Consider the following 20,771-nt stretch of genomic DNA (forward strand, 5'->3'; position numbering starts at 1 on the left):
TGATGGCTTTGGTGATCGAGGGCGAGGAGCGCATCGCCGCACCCCTCCAGAAAGTTTGGGAAGCGCTGAACGATCCGGCGGTGCTGAGAGAAAGCATCCCCGGCTGCCAGAGCCTGGAAATGAAGTCGCCGACCGAGATGGCGGCGACGGTGGTGCTGAAGATCGGCCCGATCAAGGCGACCTTCAACGGCGAGGTGACGCTGAGAAATCTCAATCCCCCGCATGCCTACACGATCCAGGGCGAAGGCAAGGGCGGCATCGCCGGCTTCGCCAAGGGCGGCGCCGACGTGACGCTGACCGAGGATGGGGCGGACGCGACGGTGCTCAAATACGCCGCCAAGGCCGAAGTCGGCGGCAAGATTGCCCAGCTCGGCAGCCGGCTGATCGAATCGACCTCGAAGAAACTGGCGGGACAGTTCTTTTCGAGCTTCGGCGAGAAGGTGGGTGCTGCTTAGGCTGGTCTATCCAGCGTTAGCGCCCCTGGACGACATTACTCGAAGACGATGCTCGGCACGGCGTCCGCGGCCGCGCCGCGCTCTTCGTTGACCCTGTCCCAGACCTTCGAAGCGATATCGCGATAGATCTTCGCTTCGGCACTGTCGGGCTTCGATGCCACCACCGGCGCACCTTCATCCGAGCTTTCGCGAATGCCCATCTCCAGCGGCACCTCGCCAAGGAAGGTGACGCCGAGGCGCTCGGCCTCGCGGCGTGCGCCGCCATGGCCGAAGATGTCGTAGCGCTTGCCGGTGTCGGGGGCGAGGAAATAGCTCATGTTCTCGACGATGCCGAGCAGCGGCACGTCGACCTTCCTGAACATGTTGAGGCCCTTGCGAGCATCGATCAGGGCCAGATCCTGCGGCGTCGAGACGATGACCGCGCCGGCCAGCGGCACCTGCTGGGCCATGGTGAGCTGGGCGTCACCGGTGCCGGGGGGCATATCGACGACGAGCACGTCGAGCGGCCCCCATTCGACTTCGCGCAGCATCTGCGTCAGCGCCGACATCACCATCGGACCGCGCCAGATCATCGGCGTTTCCTCGTCGACGAGGAAGCCCATCGACATCACCTTGAGACCGTAATTCTGCATCGGTTTCAGGATCTTGCCGTCGACGGTCTGCGGCCGGCCGTGAATGTTGAGCAGCCTTGGCATGGACGGGCCATAGATGTCGGCATCGAGCACGCCCACCTTCAGCCCGTTGGCGGCGAGGCCGAGGGCCAGATTGACGGCCGTGGTCGACTTGCCGACACCGCCCTTGCCGGACGCAACCGCGATGATCGCCTCTATGCCGGGCACGCCGCGCTTGCCCTGGCTGTGCGAGGCAGGCGCATGGGGCGCCGGGCGCGGCGCGGCAACGGGCGGCGCGGGACGTGGCGCCGCGCGCGCCGCGACAGGCGCCTCCATGCCGCCGCCCTTCTTCTCCGCCGTCAAGGCGACGACGGCGCCAGCGACACCTGGAATAGCTTTCACGACACGCTCGGCCGCGGCGCGCAATGGCTCCATCTCCTGCGCCCTGGCGGCCGGAACGGTGATCGAGAAGAATACTTTCGAATCGGCGATGAAAATTTCGGAAACCATGCCGAGGTCGACGATGTTGCCGGTGAAATCGGGGCCATTGACCGTTTTCAGGCGCTCGATGACGGTTTCCTTGGTGACGGACATGGCTGTTTTTTCCCTGGCGTTCGGCTGCAGCTCACATAGTGCAGATCGCCGGCGGCTCCAAGCGCCAGGCCGCGACATCAGCCTGCCAGGCGAACCGCCAGATAGGTCAGCGCCGAAATCGCCGCCGTCGCCGGCAAGGTGACGACCCATGCGATGACGATGTTGCCGGCTATGCCCCAGCGCACCGCCGAGACACGGCGGGCGGCGCCGACGCCGATGATGGCGCCGGTGATGGTGTGCGTGGTCGAAACCGGAACACCGAGCCATGTCGCGGCGAAGAGGGTGATGGCGCCGCCGGTCTCGGCGCAGAATCCCTGCATCGGGTTGAGCCTGGTGATCTTCGAGCCCATCGTGTGGACGATGCGCCAACCGCCGAACAGCGTGCCCAGCGCCAATGCCGACTGGCAAGTCAGGACCACCCAGAGCGGCACGTAGAAATCCGTTCCGAGCATGCCTTGGGAATAGAGCAGCACGGCGATGATGCCCATGGTCTTTTGCGCATCGTTGCCGCCATGACCGAGCGAATAGAGGGAGGCGGAAAAGAACTGCATGACACGGAAGGTACTGTCGACGGCGAACGGCGTCTGGCGCACGAACAGCCAGGAAACCACCAGGATCAGGAGAAGCGCCAGGACAAAGCCCGTCGCCGGCGACAGGACGATGGCGGCGACCGTCTTGCCGAGCCCCGCCCAGACGATGGCACCCGTGCCGGCCTTTGCGACGCCTGCCCCCACCAATCCGCCGATCAACGCATGCGAACTGCTCGATGGGATGCCGGCGATCCAGGTGACGATGTTCCAGACGATGGCGCCGACCAGGGCGGCGAAGATCACCGCCGGGGTGACGATGCTTGCATCGATGATACCCTTGCCCACGGTTTCGGCGACATGGAGGCCAAAGAACATGAAGGCGATGAAATTGAAGAAGGCCGCCCAGAACACCGCGTAATGCGGTCTCAGCACCCTGGTCGAGACAATGGTGGCGATCGAGTTGGCGGCGTCGTGCAGGCCGTTGAGGAAATCGAAGAACAGCGCGACGGCGACGAGGCCGACCAGCAAGGGAAAGGCGATCGCGACTTCCATCGCTAGACGTTCTCGATGACGATGCCGCTGATCTCGTTGGCGACGTCCTCGAAGCGGTCGACCACCTTCTCCAGTTGGCCATAGATCTCCGAGCCGATCAGATAGGCCATCGCATCGCTGCGGCCGTGCCGCCTGAAGAGATCCTTCAGGCCCTGCTCATGCAGATCGTCGGCTCGGCCTTCGGCACGCATGACTTCCTCGGCGAGTTCGTTCAAGCGCGCACTGTTGGCGCCGACCTTGGCCAGCAGCGGGATCGCCTCCGCGACGAGCCTGGCGGCATCGACAATGACGGCGCCCATTTCCTGCATCAGCGGATCGAATTCCCTCTTCTCGAACAGCCGCACCGTCTTGACGGTCTTGTGCATCATGTCGATGGCGTCATCCATCGACTGGATCAGGTCCTTGATATCGCCGCGGTCGAAAGGCGTGATGAATGAGCGCCGCACGGCAAGCAGGACTTCGGCGGTGATATGGTCGGCCTCGTCCTCGAGATCGACGATCTTTTGGCACCAATGCTCGATGTCCTTGCCCAGGAGGAGCTGCTGCAGGGCCTCCGCGCCACCGACCACCGTGCGGGAATGCCGCTCGAACAGGTCGAAGAAGCGATCTTCGCGCGGCAACAGCTTGCGGAACCAGCCCAGCATGTTCGTCCCTCCCGGCGCACCAGTTCCATCCACATAGCGCCGCATGCGCCCATGGGGAACAGTAAGCCGGCTGAAAGATGTGGATGCAGCCAATTGCAGGCACCGCTCGCAATTGGCTGGCCGCCGGCAAAGCGGGGCTCGTCAGGCGACCGGAGCGACCTATTTCCAAGGAGACGCCGGGGACGACAAGCAGCGAAGGAGAAACGATCATGCTTGCAAACAGCAACGCGACGGCCAACCTCGCGGTGAAAGACCTGGCGAAGGCAAAGGCTTTCTATGAGGGGACGCTCGGCCTGAAACAGGTGCATGACGAGGGTGGCGAACTGATCGTGTACAAAAGCGGCGACACCACGATCAATGTCTATCGCTCTCAGTTCGCCGGGACCAACAAGGCGACGGCGGTGACGTGGACGGTCGGCGATGAGATCGACACAGTCGTCAGCGGGCTGAAATCGAAGGGCGTTGCCTTCGAGCACTACGAGATGCCCGGCCTGACACTGGAAGGCGACATCCATGTCGGTCACGGCATGAAGGTCGCCTGGTTCAAGGATCCGGACGGCAACATCCTCAATCTCGTCGACCGATAGGTTTCTGCGATCAAGCATCGGCTTGGGGCGATCGACATCGCAGTGGCCGGCAGCCCTCTGGCGCGGTGCGGCGGCGGCGGTTAGCTTCAGATATGATCGACAAGCTGGAATTTTTCATCGCGCTGGCCAAGGAAGAGCATTTCGGGCGGGCTGCCGAAGTGTGCGGCGTCACCCAGCCCACCTTGTCGGCCGGCATCAAGCAACTTGAGGGTCAGCTGGGCGTGATGCTGGTCCTGCGCGGCTCGCGCTTCCAGGGCCTGACCCCGGAGGGCAAGCAGGTGCTGGTGTGGGCGCGCCGCATCGTCGGCGATACCAGAACCATGCGCGAGGAGATGCGGGCGGCGCGGCACGGCTTGTCGGGACGTATCCGCATCGCCGCCATTCCCACCGCGCTCGCCATGGTGGCGCGGCTGACGACGCCATTCCGCGAAAAACACCCCGGCGTCACCTTCTCGGTACTGTCCCGGACCTCGATCGAAGTGCTGTCGCTGCTCGGCAATTTCGATATAGACGCCGGCATCACCTATCTCGACAACGAACCGCTCGGACGAGTGACCAGCGTACCACTCTACGATGAGCGCTATCAGCTGATCACCGCCATCGGAAACCCCTATTCCGACCGCGACAAGGTGACATGGGCCGAGATCAGCCACCTGCCGCTCTGCCTGCTGACCCCGGACATGCAGAACCGCCGCATCATCGACCAGCACCTGGCCGAGGCCGGTGTCGAGGTCCGGCCGACGCTGGAATCCAATTCGATGATCGTGCTGTTCTCGCATATCCGCACGGGCAAATGGTCCTCGATCATGCCGCTCAACCTCACGGAAACGTTCGGCTTTTCCGAACCTATCAGGGCTATCCCGATCGTCGAGCCGGACGCCAGCCACACGGTCGGGCTGGTGGCCGCGTTGCGCGAACCGCACACGCCGCTGGTTTCGGCGCTGCTGGACGAGGCGATGGCGCTTGCAGACGATTTCCGCGCCCCCCGCTAGGTTAGGAAATGCAGGTGCTGGAATTCGATAGAAAATTTCTATCAAGCGACGGATCCGCTTTATTGATTTCAGGGGTTTCTCCTGATTTTGTAAAGACTTAGCGATAAAGCCACCGACCAGGGAGGGCGCTGCGTGACGATGCAGCCTGCAAGTACCGAGATCGCATCGCGCACGGCCGCGATCATCCAGGATCTGAAAGACCTCGAAGGTCCGCTGCTGCCGATCCTCCATAACATTCAGGAAGAGTTCGGCCATGTGCCGCAGGCAGCACTCCCGGTCATTGCCGACGGACTGAACCTTTCCAGAGCAGAGGTGCACGGCGTCGTCACCTTCTATCACGATTTCCGCGCCCGCCCGGCAGGCCGGCATGTGCTCAAGCTCTGCCAGGCCGAAGCTTGCCAGTCGATGGGTTCCGATGCGGTGGCCGCCAGGATCAAGCAATTGCTCGGCATTGATTTCCACGAGACGGCGAAAGACGGTTCGGTGACCCTGGAGCCGGTTTATTGCCTCGGGCTGTGCGCCTGCTCGCCCTCGGCGATGCTCGATGGCGAGGTGATCGGGCGGCTCGACAACGAGAAGATCGAAGAGATCGTCGCGGAGGTGCGCTCATGATCCCGCGCATCTACATTCCCGGCGATTCCGGCGCGCTGGCGCTCGGTGCCGAAAGGGTCGCCAAGGCTGTTCGCGCTGAACTCGCCGAGCGCGGCGTTGAGGCCAAGATCGTCCGCAATGGATCGCGCGGCGCCTATTTCCTAGAGCCTATGGTCGAGGTCGCCACAGCAAACGGCCGCGTCGCCTACGGGCCGGTGAAGCCTTCCGACGTCAAGAGCTTGTTCGACAGCGGCTTTCTCACCGGCGGCCATCACAAGCGCTGGCTGGGCGCGCCGGACAAGATCCCGTTCCTGGCCAAGCAGACCCGTCTGACCTTCGCGCGCTGCGGCATCAACGACCCGCTGTCACTCGACGCCTATAAGTCGCTTGGCGGGCTGAAGGGCCTGCAGAACGCGGTGGCCATGGCGCCGGCCGAGATCGTCAGCCAGGTTACGGAGTCCGGCCTGCGCGGCCGCGGCGGCGCCGGCTTCCCGACCGGTATCAAATGGAAGACGGTGCTCGATACGACATCCGAGCGCAAATACATCGTCTGCAACGCCGACGAGGGCGACAGCGCCACCTTCGCCGACCGCATGATCATGGAGGGCGATCCCTTCGTGCTGATCGAAGGCATGGCGATCGCCGGCATCGCCACCGGCGCGACCAAGGGCTTCGTCTACATCCGCTCGGAATATCCGCATGCGGTGGCGGTCATGAACAAGGCCGTCGAGGTCGCCCGCAAGGCCGGGGTGCTCGGCGTCAACGTGCTCGGTTCGCTCAACGCCTTCGACATGGAGATCCGCGTCGGCGGCGGCGCCTATGTCTGCGGCGAGGAGACCTCGCTTCTGAACAGCCTGGAAGGCAAGCGCGGCGTGGTGCGCGCCAAGCCGCCGCTGCCGGCAATCCAAGGCCTTTTCGGCAAGCCTACGGTGATCAACAACGTCATCTCGCTGGCTTCGGTGCCTGTCATCATGGACAAGGGCGCCGCCTACTACAAGGATTTCGGCATGGGCCGCTCGCGCGGCACGATCCCGATCCAGATCGCCGGCAACGTCAAGCGCGGTGGCCTGTTCGAGGCGGCTTTCGGCATGACGCTGGGCGAAATCATCGACGATATCGGCGGCGGCACGGCCACCGGCCGGCCAGTGAAGGCGGTGCAGGTCGGCGGCCCGCTCGGCGCCTATTTTCCGCGCGCGCTGTTCGACACACCGTTCGACTATGAGGAATTCGCCAAGCGCGATGGACTGATCGGCCATGCCGGCATCACCGTATTCGACGACACCGCCGACATGCTGAAGCAGGCGCGCTTCGCCATGGAGTTCTGCGCCATCGAAAGCTGCGGCAAGTGCACGCCCTGCCGCATCGGCTCGACGCGCGGGGTGGAGACCATCGACAGGCTCGCCGCCGGCATAGAGCCGGAGAAGAACCTCGCCCTGGTTACCGATCTCTGCAACACGATGAAGTTCGGATCGCTCTGCGCGCTGGGCGGCTTCACGGCCTACCCGGTGATGAGCTCGATCACGCATTTCCCCGAGGATTTCAAGCCCGCGCCGGCGCGCGTGGCTGCTGAATAGGAGCTGGCAGATGAACATCAAGGCCGACTTCCCGACGCTTATCGAAGAGATCGATTACGGAACTCCGCAATCGAAGGCTGAGAAGCGGATCACGCTGACCGTCGACGGCCGCAGCATCAGCGTGCCGGAAGGCACGTCGATCATGCGCGCCGCGATGGAAAGCGGGGTCGAGATCCCGAAGCTATGCGCCACGGACATGCTGGACTCGTTCGGTTCCTGCCGCGTTTGCCTGGTCGAGATCGAAGGGCGCGGCGGCACGCCGGCGTCCTGCACGACGCCTGTCGGCGAAGGCATGGTGGTGCGCACGCGGTCGGAACGGCTCGACGCCATTCGCCGCGGCGTCATGGAGCTCTATGTCTCCGACCATCCGGTGGGCTGGAACGAGAAGGCCGGCACCGGCGCCAGTGAGTTCGACGCGGTGGCGAAGTCGGTTGGCCTGACCGAGAACCGCTACGGCGTCGAAGGCCGCAATCACGTCAAGGAGGATGGCGTCGCGCCCGGCCACGGCTCGCTGGCCGTCGACTACGTCGTGCGTGACGAATCCAATCCGTATTTCACCTATGATCCGGCGCAATGCATCGTCTGTTCGCGTTGCGTGCGGGCCTGCGAAGAGGTGCAGGGCACCTTCGCGCTGACGATCGAGGGCCGCGGCTTCGAATCGCGCATGGTCGCCGGCATGCACGAGGATTTCATCGCTTCCGAATGCGTGTCCTGCGGCGCCTGCGTGCAGGCCTGCCCGACCGATGCGCTGCGCGAGAAGACAGTGCTCGCCAAGGGCCTGCCGGAACGCTCGGCCGTCACCACCTGCGCCTATTGCGGCGTCGGCTGCTCGTTCAAGGCCGAAGTGAAGGACGACGAGGTCATCCGCATGATGCCCTACAAGGAGGGCAAGGCCAATCACGGCCATTCCTGCGTGAAGGGCCGCTTCGCCTATGGCTATGCCACTCACAAGGACCGCATCCTGTCGCCGATGATCCGCGAGAAGGTCAGCGATCCCTGGCGCGAAGTGAGTTGGGAGGAGGCGATCGCCCACACGGCCAAGGAGTTCCGCCGCATCCAGTACCAGTACGGACGTACGGCGATCGGCGGCATCACCTCGTCGCGTTGCACCAATGAGGAGACCTATCTGGTCCAGAAGCTGGTGCGCCAAGGCTTCCGCAACAACAATGTCGATACCTGCGCGCGCGTCTGCCATTCGCCGACCGGCTACGGGCTCGGCCAGACCTACGGCACCTCGGCCGGCACGCAGGATTTCGATTCCGTCGAATTCACCGACGTCGCCGTCATCATCGGCGCCAATCCGGCTTCCGCACACCCGGTTTTCGCCTCGCGGCTGAAGAAGCGGCTGCGCCAGGGGGCCAAGCTGATCGTGCTCGACCCGCGCCGCACCGAGATGGTCAAGTCGGCGCATATCGAAGCCGACTACCACCTGCCGCTGAAGCCCGGCACCAATGTCGCCGTGCTGACGGCGCTGGCACATGTCATCGTCACCGAAGGCCTGTTCGACGAGGCCTTCATCCGCGAGCGCTGCGACTGGACGGAATTCCAGGACTGGGCGTCCTTCGTCGCCCTGCCGGAGAACAGCCCCGAAACCGTCGGCAAGCTGTCCGGCGTCGATCCCGAACTGATCCGCGGTGCTGCGCGTCTCTACGCCAAGGGCGGCAACGGGGCGATCTACTACGGCCTCGGCGTCACCGAGCACAGCCAGGGCTCGACCACGGTGATGGCGATTGCCAATCTCGCCATGGCCACCGGCAATATCGGTCGCCCGGGCGTCGGCGTGAACCCGCTGCGCGGCCAGAACAACGTGCAGGGCTCGTGCGACATGGGCTCCTTCCCGCACGAACTGCCAGGCTATCGCCATGTCTCGGGCGACGCGGTGCGCGACATCTATGAAAGCCTGTGGGGCGTGAAGCTGGACGACGAACCCGGCCTGCGTATCCCCAACATGCTGGATGCCGCCGTCGACGGCTCCTTCAAGGGCATCTACATCCAGGGCGAGGACATCCTGCAGTCCGATCCCGACACCAAGCATGTCGCCGCCGGACTGGCCGCGATGGAATGCGTGGTCGTGCACGACCTCTTCCTCAACGAGACGGCGAACTACGCGCATGTGTTCCTGCCGGGCTCGACCTTCCTCGAGAAGGACGGCACCTTCACCAATGCCGAGCGCCGCATCAACATGGTGCGCAAGGTGCTGGAACCGAAGGCGCGTTACGCCGATTGGGAAGCGACGCAGGAGCTTGCCCGTTCCGTCGGGCTGGACTGGAACTATGCGCATCCGTCCGAGATCATGGACGAAATCGCCAAGACGACGCCGAGCTTCTCCGGCGTCTCCTTCGAGTTGCTCGACCGCCTCGGATCGGTGCAGTGGCCCTGCAATGAGAAGGCCCCTCTCGGCACCCCGGTCATGCATGTCGACGGCTTTGTGCGCGGCAAGGGCAAGTTCATCCGCACCGAATATGTGGCGACGGACGAGCGAACCGGGCCGCGCTTCCCGCTGCTTTTGACCACCGGCCGGATCCTGTCGCAGTACAATGTCGGCGCGCAAACGCGGCGCACCGACAATATCATGTGGCACTCCGAGGACCGGCTGGAGATCCATCCGCACGACGCCGAGAACCGTGGCCTGCGCGACGGCGACTGGGTGCGGCTGACCAGCCGCTCCGGCGAGACGACGCTGCGCGCGCAGATCACCGACAGGGTGTCACCGGGCGTGGTCTATACGACCTTCCACCATCCCGACACGCAGGCCAACGTCATCACCACGGACTTTTCGGACTGGGCGACCAACTGTCCGGAATATAAGGTGACGGCGGTGCAGGTCGGTGCCTCCAACGGACCATCGGAATGGCAACGCGACTATGACGAGCAAGCGCGCAACAGCCGCCGCATCGCCCCGCTGGAAGCGGCGGAGTAGACCTTGGACGAGACATTCGACAATAAGAGCTTCAATCTTGACGGTTGATCGCCCCCCACTCCGTCGAGCTTCGCTCGACACCTCTTCCCCGATCGACGGGGGAGAGGAAAGGCGCGAGGGGTGCGTCTCGTGACCCGCAAACGCCCCGCCATCACCGAAATGTCCCGTCTCGCTCGCCGCGCCAGCGGCACGGCAGCGGCCCGCCGCATGGTGCCGGAAGAAACGCCGGTGGCGTTCTCCTTTGCCGGCACGACGCACGCGGTGATGATGGCGAGCCCGGCCGATTTGAAGGATTTCGCACTCGGTTTCTCGCTGACCGAAGGCATCATCGCTTCACCCGACGAAATCGAGGCGATCGAGGTCGAGGATCTCGGCACCGGCATCGACATCCAGATTCGACTGAAGGACCAGGCCAACACGCGGTTCGAGACGCGGCGGCGCAGGCTCGCCGGACCGGTTGGCTGCGGGCTCTGCGGCATCGAATCCATCGAGGAAGCGATGCGCTCGGTCGATGCGGTTGGTGCATCTAAACTTACGCTTGATGCCGGCGACATCGTCCGTTCCGTCAAGCTTCTCTCCAGGATGCAGCCGCTGCACAGCGAGACGGGCGCGGTGCACGCCGCCGGCTTCTATATCCCCGGCAAGGGCACCGTCATTGCGCGCGAGGATGTCGGCCGTCACAACGCACTGGACAAGCTGGCCGGTGCATTGGCCAAGGCCGGCATCGACGGCGCGACCGGCGCGGTAGTGGTGACGTCGCGCGTCTCCGTCGAGATGGTGCAGAAGACGGCGACGATCGGCTCGCCCTTCATCATTGCCGTCTCTGCGCCGACCGCGCTCGCCGTCCGCACCGCCGAACAGGCCGGCATGACGCTGGTGGCCTTGGTTCGCGGCGACGATTTCGATATTTTCACCCATCCGGACCGGGTGGTTCGCGGAGTTGCCAAACATGTCGCATGACGAAGACCACATCATGAGCACCAGCGAGAAGCTGGTGCTCATGGCCAACCAGATCGCGGCCTTTTTCCACTCCAGGCCGCGCGAAGAAGGCGTGGCCGGGGTGGCCGAGCATATCAACAAATTCTGGGAGCCGAGGATGCGGCGTCAGTTCTTCGAGATGCTGGACAGCGGCGGCGACGGCTTCGATGAACTCGTCGTGGCTGCCTCGACCAGGATCAAGCGGCCGGTCTCGCCCGCCGAGGCCGATCTGAAGCTCGGGCTCAAGCTTCCCTCAGGCGACGTAGCCGTCTCGCAAAAATAGCCATTGGTTCGCGTCCGCTTATATTTCCTTCCGCTAAAGTTTAAGCTGCCGCACGCGACGCAGCTCTGCTATGGTCAGCGATCCGAAATCGCCAGGCCGGGCGGAACAACTCGTGAGGCCGATCGAGACCCGATACGCCCGTAGCGGCGACGTGCGGATCGCCTATCAGGTGGTCGGCCAAGGCGCGTTCGATCTCGTCTTCGTGCCGGGCTTCATCTCCAACCTCGACCTGCATTGGGAGGATGAAGGCTATAGCAGGCTGCTGAAACGGCTTTCCGCCTTCTCAAGGCTGATCCTGTTCGACAAGCGCGGCACCGGCCTGTCCGACCGCGTCGATGCCAACCATCTCCCCAGCCTCGAAACGCGCATGGACGACGTGCGTGCGGTGATGGACGCGGCCGGCAGCGGCCGCGCGGCCCTGCTCGGCGCCTCGGAAGGCGCTCCGATGGCCATGCTGTTCGCCGCCACCTATCCGGAGCGGACGCGCGCCCTGGCGCTCTATGGCGGCTATGCCCATTTCCACCGATGGGTGATGCCGCCGGAACGGCTGGAGGCATTCATCGCGACGACGGAAACCGCCTGGGGCACAGGCGCCACCTTGCCGCATTTTGCGCCCGGCCGCGTCGAAGACAGTCACTTTGCCGCCTGGTGGTCGCGGTTCGAGCGGCTGTCGGCAAGTCCAACGGCGGCGGCGGCGCTGGCGCGCATGAATGCCGGCATAGACGTGCGCGGCATACTCTCGGCGATCAGCGCGCCGACGCTGCTGATCCACCGCCGCAACGACGCGCGCGTCGATCCCGATGCCAGCCGCTTTCTCGCCCGGAAGATCCCGAACGCCCGGCTTGTCGAAATCCCCGGGCGCGACCACCCGGTGTGGACCGGTGATGTCGACCGGGTCGCCGACCTGATCGAGGAATTCCTGACCGGCGAGCCGGCCGTGGCCGACAGCGAGCGCGTGCTCGCCGCATTGCTGGTGACGCGTATCTACGATACGGCGCGCCTCGGCGACCGCATGTGGAGCGAGCGCAGCCAGCGATTCCAGGAGACCTGGCGATTGCTGGTGGGGCGCCATGGCGGACGTGTCGCAGGCACGCATGGCGAGCTGATGATCTCGCGCTTCGATGGTCCGGCGCGCGCCATACGCTGCGCGGCGGCATTGCGCGAAGCGGCGCAGGAGATCGGTGTGGCCAGTGCACAGGGCGTACATGTCGGCGAGATCGAGATGCGCGGACCGCCGGTCGGCTTGACTGCACGCGTGACCATACAACTTGCGGCCCATGCCAGCCGCGGCGAGATCCTGGCGTCGCGGCTGGTTTCCGACCTGGCGACCGGCTCCGGCCTACACTTCATCGAAGGCGGACGCATTGCGCTCGACGAGTTGGACGAGCCGTTGGCGTTTGTTCTTGCGACGTCCGAGCAGCATCTGGAACCCGCCTGCCGATCCAAGCCCAGGCCTGCCGAACCGGCCGCGCTGACGGCGCGCGAAAGCGAGGTGGTGAGCCTGATCGCCGACGGCAAAAGCAATGCCGCGATCGCCGCCGAGCTCAACCTCAGCGAGCATACGGTCAAGCGTCACGTCGCCAACATATTGCTCAAGCTCGACCTGCCGTCGCGGGCGGCGGCGGCCGCGTTTTCGGCACGGAACCCTGGCCCGCACGGGCCATAAAGGCCATGGCGCTTTCGGGCGAAGCGGCCGATGGCGTCGGGGATTATCAATTCTTCCCATGCAGGCCAGGCGATATCGCCGTGACGGTACTGCGAAGGGAGGATGAAATGGTGAAATCAAGTCGCAAGACCAGATTGCTCGTCATCGCGGCCGGCGTCGGCGCCTTGCTGGCCCTGGCTCCGGCGCGGGCCGAGGATGCCTCGGCGACGGCAGCATACAAGGACATAGAGGCCACGCTCGGCTCCGTACCGGACATGTTCAGGACTTTGCCTGACGTGGCGGTCGCCGGCGCCTGGGCCGAGATAAAGTCGATGCAGCTCAACCCCAAGACCGCACTCGACGGCAAGACCAAGGAACTCATGGGGCTTGCCGTCGCCTCGCAGATCCCTTGCCAGTACTGCGTCTACTTCCACACCGAGGCCGCCAAGCTCAACGGCGCGACCGACGAGGAGATCAAGGAAGCGGTGGCAATGGCGGCGATCGTTCGCCACTGGTCGACGATGCTCAACGGCAGCCAGGTCGACCTCACAGCCTTCAAGAAGCAGACCGACGACGTGTTCGCGGCCGTGAAGGCCAAGTCGCAGTGACACTATCGCTGCACGGCGATGACCGCCGGGCAGCACTTTGCTCATCAACCGCCCGATCGGGAAGACGGGCCCATGGAGGATGAAATGCTGACCAAGACACAGACCGTTGACGGCGCGGCAATCAAGAAAGCCATCGAAGGGCGCGACGGACAGATGCTGTCGAGCTTTTACGCCGACGATGCGGTGTTGCGGGTCGTCGACCGCAATAATCCGCCGAGCAAGCCGCGCGAGATCCGCGGCCGAGCGGCGATCAGCACATTCTGGGACGACATCTGCAGCCGGGCAATGACCCACAAGGTCGATACCACCATTGCCGATGGCGACAATCTCGCCTTCACCCAAGCCTGCGCCTACCCGGACGGGACCAAGGTGTTCTGTGCGGCGATGCTGGAACTCAAGGGCGGGCGGATTGCACGGCAGACCGTCGTGCAGGCCTGGGACGAGTAAGCGGCATCAGCCGCATCTTCGGAGGAGGAAAACATGTTCAGCGCCAGATGGCAGATCGACGCCAGGTTCGGACACAAGCAGACCGTGCTCGACCTCTTGCGGAAATGGGAATCCGAGATCGGTTCGCAGGTCGGCGTCGCCGACCTGAAGTTCCAGATCATGACGGGTTCGATCGGCGCGCGGGAGGCGACGGTCGAATCTCACCACCAGGTCGAAAGCCTGGCCCAGTTGGAAGAGTTCTTCGCCAGGATCGGCAAGATCGACGCGCATGCCAAATGGGGCAAGGAGATCGAGCCTTACGTCGTGTCGGGCACCAGCCTCTGGCAGATTTTCCGCATCGTCGAATAATGCATGTCGCCCAAAGGTGCCCATAGAACAACGATCTGAAGCGCGCCGCATCGGTCCCTTTCGACGCGACGCGCTTTCGCTACCATGACGGCTTCCGCCTGCCCGCTATGGCTCTCCCGGGCCATTTCCCCACTGGCCCTTTCGGGCGAAGCAGCGAGGAGCCGGATCGGTGCAATGTGCTCTCCTGCACCATCCTGCGCACCCGACGGGTGGACGGCACAAGCAAAGCAACAAGATAAATCGTCGCGTCGAAACCATATGGCGCGGGCGCGATCAGGGAGGAAACCGATGACCGACGAAACCTATGCAAAACTGCGTGAAGGCTTGCGCGGAGAGCTGATCCTGCGCGGCGAAGCCGGCTATGAGGAGGCCCGCAAGGTCTACAACGGCATGATCGACAAGAGTCCGGCGCTGATTGCACGCTGCGTCGATGTCGCCGACGTGATCGCCGCTGTAAGGTTCGCGCGCATAAACGACCTCCTCATCGCCGTGCGCAGCGGCGGCCACAACGGCGCGGGATTGGGGATTTGCGACAACGGTCTCGTCATCGACCTGTCGATGATGAAAGGCGTCCATGTCGACCCGAAAACCCGCACCGTGAGGGTCGCGCCCGGCTGCACTTCGGGCGACGTGGACCACGCCACCCATCCTTTCGCGCTCGCCGTTCCGTTCGGCATCGTTTCGACCACGGGCGTCGCCGGCCTTACCCTCGGTGGAGGAACCGGCTATCTCACGCGCAAATACGGCCTCACCATCGATAATCTGATCGAGGCCGATCTGGTGCTGGCCGATGGCAGCATGGCGAAGGCCAGCAAAAGCGAGAATCCCGACCTGTTCTGGGCGCTCCGGGGCGGCGGCGGCAATTTTGGCGTGGTAACCAGCTTCCTGTTCCAGGCTCATCCGGTGAACATGATCTTCGGCGGTCCGGTGTTCTGGGACGCCAGGCACGCGTCGGCGGTCATGCGTACCTATCGCGACTACCTGCCGGAAGCGCCGGAAGACCTCGGCGCTTTCGTCGGCCTCAAATCCGTCCCTTCGAGCGATCCTTTCCCGCGCGAGCATTGGGGCAACCGCGCCTGTGCCATCATCTCGTGCTACAACGGCACGGAGGAGGACGGGCGCAAGGCCATGGCGCCGCTGCTGGACACCTTGCCGCCGCCAATGTTCAACTGGATGGGCGTAATGCCGTTCCCGGCGATGCAGTCGCTATTCGACCCGCTCCTTCCGAAAGGCCTGCAATGGTACTGGAAGGGCGATTTCGTCAAGTCGCTTCCCGACGAAGCGATCGCGACCCATATCGCACAGGCCGCCCAGGCGCCCAGCGAATTGTCGCTCATGCATCTATACCCGATTGACGGCGCCGTCCGCCGCGTCGGCAAGGACGAGACCGCCTGGAACGCGCGTGACGCAAGCTGGTCGATGGTCATCGCCGCCATCGACCCCGATCCGGGCAAAGCCGCCGACCTGACCGCGTGGGCACGGAATTACTGGGCGAGCGTCCATCCCCATAATGGCGAGGGCGGCTACGTGAACTTCATGATGGACGATGAAGGAGACGCGCGCTTGCAGGCGAGCTATGGCGGAAATTACGAGCGGCTGAGCCAGGTTAAGCGAACCTACGACCCATCCAATGTCTTCCGGGTCAACCTGAACATCAAGCCTGCGACATCGGCGATGCCGGGCCGGACGGCCGCGTAGTGCCGGGGTCTCGCCGCTGATGCCGTTCGGCGGCCGTGCCTGTCAAATGCAGCGCAATCGCGAAGTGGAATGGCGCTGACGACCCTCTCAAGCGGGGTCGCCGGCGCCGGCCACAGCCATATAAGATCTGCCTTTGCCGGAAGGAGACAGATTACCCGTGCGCCACCATCACATGGCGCACGGCGGTATAATCCTCCAGCGCGTAGAGCGACATGTCCTTGCCGTAACCGGACTGCTTCAGCCCGCCATGCGGCATCTCGTTGGTCAGCATGAAGTGGGTGTTGATCCAGGTGCAGCCATATTGCAGGCGAGCGGCCGTCGCCATGGCGCGCGAGACGTCTCTGGTCCACACCGATGACGCCAAGCCATAATCGCTGTCGTTGGCCCAGTTCACCGCCTCGTCGACTTCCGTGAAACGGGTGACCGAGACCACCGGGCCGAAGACTTCGCGGCGCACGATCTCGTCCTCCTGCAAGGCGCCGGCGACGACGGTCGGCTGGTAGTAGAAGCCGGTGCCCTCGCCCGGCTTGCCGCCGGTGGTGATCTCGATGTGCTTCAATTCCGAGGCGCGCTCGACGAAGCTCGAGACACGATCGCGTTGGCGGCGCGAGATCAGCGGGCCGATCTCGTTCTCGGCATCGTCCGGCAGATTGTACTTGATGGTCGACACGGCCGAGGAGAGATCGGCGACGAGCTTGTCGTAGACCTTCTTGCCGGCATAGATGCGGCAGGCGGCGGTGCAGTCCTGGCCGGCATTGTAGTAGCCGAAGGCGCGCAGGCCGTTGACCACGGCGCCGAGGTCGGCATCATCGAAGACGATGACCGGGGCCTTGCCGCCGAGTTCCAGATGCGTGCGCTTGACCGACTTGGCGGCCGCCTGCAGCACCTTCTTGCCGGTGGCGACATCGCCGGTGATCGAGATCATGTTGACCTTGGGATGGTTGATCAGCGTATTGCCGACGCTGTCGCCGCGTCCGAGCACGACATTGACGACCCCTTCGGGCAGGATTTCGGCCAGGATCTTCGCCAGTTTCAGCGCCGTCAGCGGCGTCTGTTCCGACGGTTTGAAGACGACCGTATTGCCGCCGCCGATCGCCGGCGCCAGCTTCCAGGCCATCATCATCAACGGGTAATTCCACGGCGCGATGGAAGCGACGATGCCGATCGGATCGCGCCGGACCATCGAGGTGTGGCCCGGCAGGTATTCGCCGGCTACCTGGCCTGGCATGGAGCGGACGGCGCCGGCGAAGAAACGGTAGCAGTCGACGATCGCCGGGATTTCATCATTGAGCACGGCATTGATCGGCTTGCCGCAGTTCAGCGCCTCGAGCACCGCGAATTCCCTGGCTTCGGCCTCTATGCGGTCGGCGATCTTAAGGAGATAGCCCGAGCGCTGCGCGGGCGTGGTACGCGACCAAGCCGTGAACGCCTTCCCGGCAGCCGTCACCGCCGCCTCGATCTGCGCCGGGCTCGCCTCGGGGAGATTGAGAATGGTCGCCCCGGTCTTCGGATTGAGGACCGGCTCCTCGGTCTCGGTGCCTTTCTCGAACTTCGAGCCGATCAGCATCTGGGTGTCCATTGGGTTCTCCTTGAAGAGGAGCGAGTGGCGAATAGTGAGTAGCGAATAGGGTTTGGCTAACGATTTCCCTCTTCGCTACTCGCTATTTCCTATTCGCTGTTTTCATTTCCCGCTGCCGGCGATCTGGTCGCCGTCGCGGGTCAGGTAATAGGCGGCGAGGATCGGCAGCAGCGTCACCAGCACCACCACCATCGCCACGACATTGGTGACCGGGCGCTGGCGCGGGCGGATCAGTTCTTCAAGCATCCAGATCGGCAGCGTCTGCTGCTGGCCGGCGGTGAAGGTGGTGACGATGACCTCGTCGAACGACAGCGCGAAGGCCAGCATGCCGCCGGCAAGCAGCGCCGTGGCGATGTTGGGCAACACGATATGCCGGAAGGTCTGGAAACCATCCGCGCCGAGATCCATCGAGGCCTCGATCATCGAGCCCGAGGTGCGGCGGAAGCGGGCAACGGCATTGTTGTAGACGACAACCACGCAGAAGGTGGCGTGGCCGAGCACGATCGTCCAGAACGAGAACGGAATGTCGGCCAGCGCGAAAGCCGAACGCAGCGCAATGCCGGTGATGATGCCGGGCAGCGCGATCGGCAGGATGACCAGCAGCGAAATGGTTTCACGGCCGAAGAATTTCGTCCGTGACACCGCGGCGGCGCACAGCGTGCCGAGAACCAGCGCGATGGCCGTCGAGATGGCGGCGACGCGCACCGAGAGCGACAGCGCTTGCCACACGTCCGGCCGGTTCCAGGTGACGGCGAACCACTGCGTGGTGAGCCCCGGCGGCGGCCAGACGAAGCTCTTCTCTTCGGTCGTGAAGGCATAGACGAAGATCAGCAGGATCGGCAGATGCAGGAACAGCAACCCGCAAGCGGCGGCGATTTTGAGGCCAAGCGGAGCCGATTGGGCACGGTCAGAGCGCATCGAAGGCCCCCATGCGCTTGGCGCCCCAGAGATAGAAGCCCATGATGACGATCGGCACCACCGTGAAGGCGGCGGCGAGCGGGATGTTGCCGGCCGTGCCTTGCTGCGAATAGACGGCCTGGCCGATGAACAGGCGCGACGTGCCGATGATCTGCGGGATGATGTAGTCGCCCAATGTCAGCGAAAAGGTGAAGATCGAGCCGGCGACGATCCCCGGCAGCGCCAGCGGGAACAGCACATTGCGGAAGGTCTGGCCTGGCGAGGCACCGAGATCGGAAGAGGCCTCGACCAGATTGCCGGGCACGCGCTCGAGGGCAGCCTGCACCGGCAGGATCATGAAGGGCAGCCAGACATAGACGAAAACGATGAAGGTGCCGGTGAAGGACACCGACAGCGAGTTGCCGCCGACGACCGGCAGCGACAGCCACGCATCGAGCAACCACAACAGGTTCAGCTTGGCTAGCAGCCAGGTGAGAATGCCTTCCTTGGCCAGGATCAATTTCCAGGCGTAGATCTTGACCAGGTAGCTCGACCACAGCGGCAGCATGACGCCGAGATAGAACAGCGCCTTCCAGCGGCCGCGCGCATAGCGCGCCGCGTAGTAGGCGATGGGGAAAGCGACGACGGCCGAGACCAGGGTCACCAGGGCTGCCATCGTCACCGTGCGCAGGATGATGTCGAGATTGGCGGCCTGCAACAGGTCGCCATAGGTCTTCAACGTGAACTCACGATTGATGAGGCCGGAGAACTCGTCGATCGAGAAAAAGCTCTGCGCCAAAAGAGCGAACAACGAGCCGATATAGACGATGCCGAGCCACAGGACCGGCGGCAGCAGCATAAGCAGAAGGAGCAGTTGCGGCCTGCGCCAGAAGAGGTCGGAGAGCGCGCCGCGTATGCCGCCGCTGCCGGGCAGGATGGCAGGGGCTGGGCGGGGGGTGAGCGCGGCAATGGTCATGGGGCCGCCGTGTGCTGAAGAGAATTATATGAGAGGCCGCGTTCTGCGTCGCCCCCCTCTGTCCTGCCGGACATCTCCCCCTCACGGGGGGAGATTGGCAATTTCTCGGCCTCGCCAATTCTGCGACGTTGGAAATTGGCGAAACCCGAAAGGGCAGCCAATCTCCCCCCTTGCGGGGGAGATGTCCGGCAGGACAGAGGGGGGTGCTTCGCGCAAGCCTTCATCACACCGCCTCGTCCATCAAATGCAGGCTCTCCCGGTTGAAGGTGAGCACCACCGCCTCGCCTTCCCCAGGCAAGGCCGTGCCGGCAGGCACGATGGCGTGCAGCTTCAGACCGTCGGCATCGAGCGCCAGCCTGGTGGTGGCGCCGAGATAGTTGGTCGCGACCAGGCGCGCGGCCACGCCGTCGCCTTTCGCGGCGCGGCCGACGCGGATCGATTCAGGTCGCAGGCTGCCCCAGCGGCGCTGGCCGCAATAGCGCTGGACGAAATCCGGCGGCAGCACGTTGGAGGAACCGACGAAATCGGCGACGAAGCGGGTGCTCGGCCGCTGGTAGATATCTTCCGGCGTGCCGATCTGCATGATCCTACCGTCGTTGAAGACGGCGACGCGATCGGCCATCGACAGCGGCTCGCCCTGATCGTGGGTGACGAAGACGAAGGTTATGCCGAGCGCCTTTTGCAGCGACTTCAGCTCTTCCTGCATGTTCTCGCGCAATTTGAGGTCGAGCGCGCCGAGCGGCTCGTCGAGCAGCAGCACCTTGGGCTGGTTGACCAGTGCGCGGGCCAGCGCGACGCGCTGGCGCTGACCGCCGGAAAGCTGGCCAGGGCGGCGGGCGCCGTAGCCGGGCAGCCTGACCAGCGACAGCGCCTCTTCCGCTGCCTTGTGCCGCCCGGCCTTGCCGACGCCCTTGACCATCAATCCGTAGGCGACGTTGTCGAGCACGTCGAGATGCGGGAACAGCGCATAGTCCTGGAAGACAGTGTTGACGTTGCGGCGATAAGGCGGAACGCCCTCGGCGCGCTCGCCGAAGATCGAGATCGAACCCGCCGTCGGCTGCTCGAAACCGGCAATGAGGCGCAGGCAGGTCGTCTTGCCGGAACCAGACGGCCCGAGCATGGCGAAGAACTCGCCAGGCACGATTTCGAGGTCGACCGTGTCGACGGCGCGCACGCTGCCGAAATGGCGCGAGACTTTTTGAAAGGAAACGGCTGAGGTCATGGAGTGTCAGTCTCTTGCCGATTGGGTTCTGTTCGGTCGC

General features: G+C 64.2%; 20 protein-coding genes. 13 read left to right on the top strand and 7 right to left on the bottom strand.

The window, feature by feature from the left end; all coding sequences use genetic code 11:
* Positions 1-2: 2 nt before the first annotated feature.
* Complete coding sequence (locus FJ986_RS09750) at positions 3-455, top strand: carbon monoxide dehydrogenase subunit G (protein WP_140497026.1); 453 nt, start codon at positions 3-5, stop codon at positions 453-455.
* Between the two features lie 35 nt (positions 456-490).
* Here the strand turns inward: FJ986_RS09750 and FJ986_RS09755 are convergent, their stop codons facing one another.
* The 3 genes from FJ986_RS09755 to FJ986_RS09765 form a co-directional block, all read right to left on the bottom strand.
* A complete protein-coding gene (locus FJ986_RS09755; protein ID WP_140674125.1) occupies positions 491-1,660 on the bottom strand; it encodes an Mrp/NBP35 family ATP-binding protein in 1,170 nt (389 codons plus the stop codon).
* A 77-nt stretch (positions 1,661-1,737) separates the two neighbouring features.
* Entirely contained in the window at positions 1,738-2,742 is a 1,005-nt protein-coding gene (locus FJ986_RS09760) for an inorganic phosphate transporter (RefSeq protein ID WP_140497030.1), read from the bottom strand.
* Between the two features lie 2 nt (positions 2,743-2,744).
* Entirely contained in the window at positions 2,745-3,386 is a 642-nt protein-coding gene (locus FJ986_RS09765) for a DUF47 domain-containing protein (RefSeq protein WP_140550195.1), read from the bottom strand.
* 209 nt (positions 3,387-3,595) lie between these two features.
* Between FJ986_RS09765 and FJ986_RS09770 the strand changes: the two genes are divergently transcribed.
* From FJ986_RS09770 to FJ986_RS09825, 12 genes are all read left to right on the top strand, one after another.
* Positions 3,596-3,973, top strand: coding sequence for a VOC family protein (locus FJ986_RS09770; RefSeq protein ID WP_140556809.1), 378 nt, complete (start codon positions 3,596-3,598; stop codon positions 3,971-3,973).
* 92 nt (positions 3,974-4,065) lie between these two features.
* Positions 4,066-4,965 carry a LysR family transcriptional regulator gene (locus tag FJ986_RS09775; protein WP_140556811.1) on the top strand — a complete coding sequence of 300 codons (900 nt, stop codon included), beginning with the start codon at positions 4,066-4,068 and terminating at the stop codon, positions 4,963-4,965.
* 132 nt (positions 4,966-5,097) lie between these two features.
* Entirely contained in the window at positions 5,098-5,577 is a 480-nt protein-coding gene (locus FJ986_RS09780) for a formate dehydrogenase subunit gamma (RefSeq protein ID WP_140513030.1), read from the top strand.
* Positions 5,574-7,130 (top strand): NADH-quinone oxidoreductase subunit NuoF, encoded by a 1,557-nt coding sequence (locus FJ986_RS09785; protein ID WP_140674127.1) that lies wholly within the window; start codon positions 5,574-5,576, stop codon positions 7,128-7,130. The genes FJ986_RS09780 and FJ986_RS09785 overlap by 4 nt, the downstream gene beginning before the upstream one ends.
* A gap of 10 nt (positions 7,131-7,140) precedes the next feature.
* Entirely contained in the window at positions 7,141-10,050 is a 2,910-nt protein-coding gene (fdhF, locus tag FJ986_RS09790; protein WP_140674129.1) for a formate dehydrogenase subunit alpha, read from the top strand.
* 129 nt (positions 10,051-10,179) lie between these two features.
* Entirely contained in the window at positions 10,180-11,010 is an 831-nt protein-coding gene (gene fdhD, locus FJ986_RS09795) for a formate dehydrogenase accessory sulfurtransferase FdhD (protein ID WP_140674131.1), read from the top strand.
* Positions 11,000-11,311, top strand: a complete 312-nt coding sequence (locus tag FJ986_RS09800) for a formate dehydrogenase subunit delta (RefSeq protein WP_140674133.1) — start codon at positions 11,000-11,002, stop codon at positions 11,309-11,311. Before fdhD ends, FJ986_RS09800 begins: the two co-directional genes overlap by 11 nt.
* 112 nt (positions 11,312-11,423) lie before the next feature.
* Positions 11,424-12,977: an alpha/beta fold hydrolase gene (locus tag FJ986_RS09805; RefSeq protein ID WP_140674135.1), complete on the top strand. Its 1,554-nt coding sequence runs from the start codon at positions 11,424-11,426 to the stop codon at positions 12,975-12,977.
* Between the two features lie 107 nt (positions 12,978-13,084).
* Positions 13,085-13,564 carry a carboxymuconolactone decarboxylase family protein gene (locus FJ986_RS09810; RefSeq protein ID WP_140657857.1) on the top strand — a complete coding sequence of 160 codons (480 nt, stop codon included), beginning with the start codon at positions 13,085-13,087 and terminating at the stop codon, positions 13,562-13,564.
* 18 nt (positions 13,565-13,582) lie between these two features.
* On the top strand, positions 13,583-14,011 hold the full coding sequence (locus FJ986_RS09815) for a nuclear transport factor 2 family protein (RefSeq protein WP_224518980.1): 429 nt from the start codon (positions 13,583-13,585) through the stop codon (positions 14,009-14,011).
* A 33-nt stretch (positions 14,012-14,044) separates the two neighbouring features.
* Positions 14,045-14,359 (top strand): hypothetical protein, encoded by a 315-nt coding sequence (locus tag FJ986_RS09820; RefSeq protein ID WP_140497050.1) that lies wholly within the window; start codon positions 14,045-14,047, stop codon positions 14,357-14,359.
* 288 nt (positions 14,360-14,647) lie between these two features.
* A complete protein-coding gene (locus FJ986_RS09825; RefSeq protein ID WP_140630031.1) occupies positions 14,648-16,057 on the top strand; it encodes an FAD-binding oxidoreductase in 1,410 nt (469 codons plus the stop codon).
* 151 nt (positions 16,058-16,208) lie between these two features.
* Here FJ986_RS09825 and FJ986_RS09830 read toward each other — a convergent pair whose 3' ends face one another.
* From FJ986_RS09830 to FJ986_RS09845, 4 genes are all read right to left on the bottom strand, one after another.
* Positions 16,209-17,636, bottom strand: a complete 1,428-nt coding sequence (locus FJ986_RS09830) for a gamma-aminobutyraldehyde dehydrogenase (RefSeq protein ID WP_140674137.1) — start codon at positions 17,634-17,636, stop codon at positions 16,209-16,211.
* A 102-nt stretch (positions 17,637-17,738) separates the two neighbouring features.
* Complete coding sequence (locus tag FJ986_RS09835; protein WP_140523673.1) at positions 17,739-18,554, bottom strand: ABC transporter permease; 816 nt, start codon at positions 18,552-18,554, stop codon at positions 17,739-17,741.
* The gene (locus FJ986_RS09840) at positions 18,544-19,509 is read right to left on the bottom strand and encodes an ABC transporter permease (protein ID WP_140674139.1); all 966 of its coding nucleotides are present in this window, start codon (positions 19,507-19,509) and stop codon (positions 18,544-18,546) included. Before FJ986_RS09840 ends, FJ986_RS09835 begins: the two co-directional genes overlap by 11 nt.
* A 223-nt stretch (positions 19,510-19,732) precedes the next feature.
* Positions 19,733-20,731, bottom strand: coding sequence for an ABC transporter ATP-binding protein (locus tag FJ986_RS09845; RefSeq protein ID WP_140674141.1), 999 nt, complete (start codon positions 20,729-20,731; stop codon positions 19,733-19,735).
* Positions 20,732-20,771: the final 40 nt, after the last annotated feature.

Source organism: Mesorhizobium sp. B1-1-1 (assembly GCF_006442955.1).
Taxonomy (GTDB): domain Bacteria; phylum Pseudomonadota; class Alphaproteobacteria; order Rhizobiales; family Rhizobiaceae; genus Mesorhizobium.